Source organism: Photobacterium alginatilyticum, assembly GCF_009910675.1.
GTDB classification, from domain to species: Bacteria; Pseudomonadota; Gammaproteobacteria; order Enterobacterales; family Vibrionaceae; genus Photobacterium; species Photobacterium alginatilyticum.
Map to the genome: position 1 here is coordinate 1 of NZ_RSEJ01000080.1, position 2,567 is coordinate 2,567.

General features: G+C 41.1%; 4 protein-coding genes. 3 read left to right on the forward strand and 1 reads right to left on the reverse strand.

Features of this window, described 5'->3' with window-relative positions:
• Nucleotides 1-410 precede the first annotated feature (410 nt).
• Nucleotides 411-1,163, reverse strand: coding sequence for a BRO family protein (locus EIZ48_RS27895; protein WP_160658631.1), 753 nt, complete (start codon nucleotides 1,161-1,163; stop codon nucleotides 411-413).
• A 121-nt stretch (nucleotides 1,164-1,284) separates the two neighbouring features.
• Between EIZ48_RS27895 and EIZ48_RS27900 the strand changes: the two genes are divergently transcribed.
• The 3 genes from EIZ48_RS27900 to EIZ48_RS29235 all read left to right on the forward strand — a co-directional run.
• Nucleotides 1,285-1,533: a hypothetical protein gene (locus tag EIZ48_RS27900; RefSeq protein ID WP_160658633.1), complete on the forward strand. Its 249-nt coding sequence runs from the start codon at nucleotides 1,285-1,287 to the stop codon at nucleotides 1,531-1,533.
• A 360-nt stretch (nucleotides 1,534-1,893) separates the two neighbouring features.
• On the forward strand, nucleotides 1,894-2,343 hold the full coding sequence (locus tag EIZ48_RS27905; RefSeq protein ID WP_160658634.1) for a hypothetical protein: 450 nt from the start codon (nucleotides 1,894-1,896) through the stop codon (nucleotides 2,341-2,343).
• Nucleotides 2,344-2,356: 13 nt separating this feature from the next.
• A partial coding sequence (locus tag EIZ48_RS29235) for a hypothetical protein (protein ID WP_205298633.1) occupies nucleotides 2,357-2,567 on the forward strand: 211 nt, incomplete at its 3' end.

The following is a 2,567-nucleotide window of genomic DNA, read 5'->3' on the forward strand; positions in this document are numbered from 1 at the left end:
TCGTTTTCTTTGTCGCCTTTTACCCTGGCAATTCAGCAATGAGTTTCATCGTTACTTTGCTCTGAAAGGGCAGTTGCTTGTCTTAACCAATAGTTCGGTACAACAGCCAATCATGTCCGCAATAGGTTGTCATGCAAGTTGGTTTGGCCCAAATCGTTGAAAGTGAATTGGAATTATCAGAGTTCGGATTTGTTGCCTGTATGCCGCAGATTAATCACGCGTGGAAAGATTTTCGGCCAAGTATGATCGTATTAATGGATGGAGTTGCATAACAAAGGTATCAAGGTGACTTGTTTGACTCGGCATTTTTGGTTTGGAGTTTAGTGGGCTTGGTGAGTTCACCGTGGCGCACCTTATCCCAGGCGTTATAAGCAGAAGCCCTGACATTTTAGAAAGGGCCTCAGTATTGGTTATTTTACTGCTTTAATTTTATTATCTTGCCAAATTTTTAGTGCTTCATCGATGATGCAAGATTTAAAAGCCTTATCGTATTTATCATCAGGCGGTATTTTGATTGAGTCATCTCCGGAACTGATTTGGATACACCAAGAAAATATTTCATACATTACATTATCTGGTAAATTCATGGTTTCTGGGTAATTTTTAACTGAATAGTAAACGAGTGAACTATTAGTGTTTTCTATGCATCCAACTCTATTTTTTAATCCAGAGACGTCAGATTTTATCTCAGCTTCAACCTTTTCTCTATCTTGCATCCCCTTGAGGAATAGTTTTGTCAGGGCGACAATATCTGAATCATCTGACTTAGTTGGTGCTTGGTATTGTCCAGTTTCGGTGATGGATGGTAAGACATCGTCAAGTACCCATTTCTGAAATTTACGACATGCGGGACTTTTGTCTTGTAAAATAACTCTAAATAGTCCTGCTCTTGTCACATAACTTTCACGATGAGGTTCATCAATATTGTCAGGCAGGTTAAGAGGTGTATATATCTCGTCTTGCATCAAGTGAGTTGCATGGGCTTTTAAAAGACCAATGAGTCTTTTACTTGGTAGTTCAGGTGCTAAAACTCGGTTTTCTTGTGAGATTGCTAGAGTCACATCGAAAAGAGAAAAGTATAGCTCACCATTAATTTGTTGAGTTCTAACTGTAGCTTGTCCAGCTTCACTATTGTACGAAAGTACCATTTCAGATAGGTTCACAATAACAACTCTCCTTACATTAATTTTGGCTAATGTAGCATATCAAATGCGCGCATATCAAAGTGGGATGCTGCTTATAACAAGGCAATCAAGGTGATGCGTTACACTCGGCGGTTTTGGTATGGAGTTCGGTGCGCTTGGTTGGTTCAACGTGGCACACCTTATTGCAGGCGTTATGCACCTAAGAGCCATGTTCATCGATGGTAGAAGGTTCATTGTTCACTACCACTATTTCTCAGGCCATTCGTTCAGCGTAAGGCTGCCATTTGGTGTCGGGGTTCAGCAAGTTGTCAGTTTCTTTGTTGCCTTTGAGTACGAACCGTCAGGCTCTCGTTTAACACCCTTTTTGTTCCGTGGTTTCAGGAAGTAGCGCTCCCTTAGGCTTTCAGCTTTATTGCAGGGCAGCCAATCAAGTTTGGTATCAGGCAGGTAAGAAAGCTCGGCTGGCTTAAAGTTGCTGAAAGTTATCTGCGCTCTTAAGTCCAGTATTCGTTGTTGTCCCAGCGAAAGGAGATCATATGCGGACAGGCCTTCGCCCAAGTAGGTACAGCATTCTTGGATGGAGTTGCATAACAAAGCAATCAAGGTGACCCGTTACACTCGGCGGTTTTGGTATAAAGTTCAGTGCGCTTTGCTAGTTTTGCGTGTGGCACCTTATTGCAGGCGTTAAATTCTTAAGGTATATATGCGGACATTTCGAATTATTTCTAAGAACAAGCAAGAAGAACTTGTGGCACTGTTCCCTGTGTTAGATTCTGATGAGTACGAGAATCGGGAAGAGTGGAATTTTTTGGCGATTACAGTTTTTGATCACTGGTTAAGTCAAGATGAGGCTATCCGCTATTTTGATCATCGTACTGATAATGAGCAAGCTTCATTTGATACAACATGGTCCAATTTTTATCAGCTTTTAGCTTCAGAGCTAGACCCATACTTGGTTAAATATCGCTCTCCTAGTCGTGTTGTATTTAAAGAGCCTAAAAGTGTTGAACTTCTAGCAAGTAGACTCAGTATTGCTAAAGACGGTTCGTTTATTACTCTTGTGTTTCCTGAACAAAGGGCTATTTATGAACAGTATTATGACGATACTCATTTATTATATTTTGAGTGTACTGAAAAGGTAAAACCATTGCTGGATCTTGTCAAAAGTTCAGGGCTTTATTCGTTGTCAAGAATTTAACAAAGCAATCAAGGTGATGCGTTACACTCGGCGGTTTTGGTATGGAGTTCAGTATACTTTGCTGGTTCAGGGGGCACACCTTATTGCAGGCGTTATGCACCTTAGAGCCAAGTTCATCGATGGTAGAATGTTCATCGTATATTTCCACGATTTCTCTGGCTATTCGTTCAGCGAAAGGCTGCCTGAAAGTTCAGAGAACAGCAGGTTGTCGTTTTCTTTGTCGC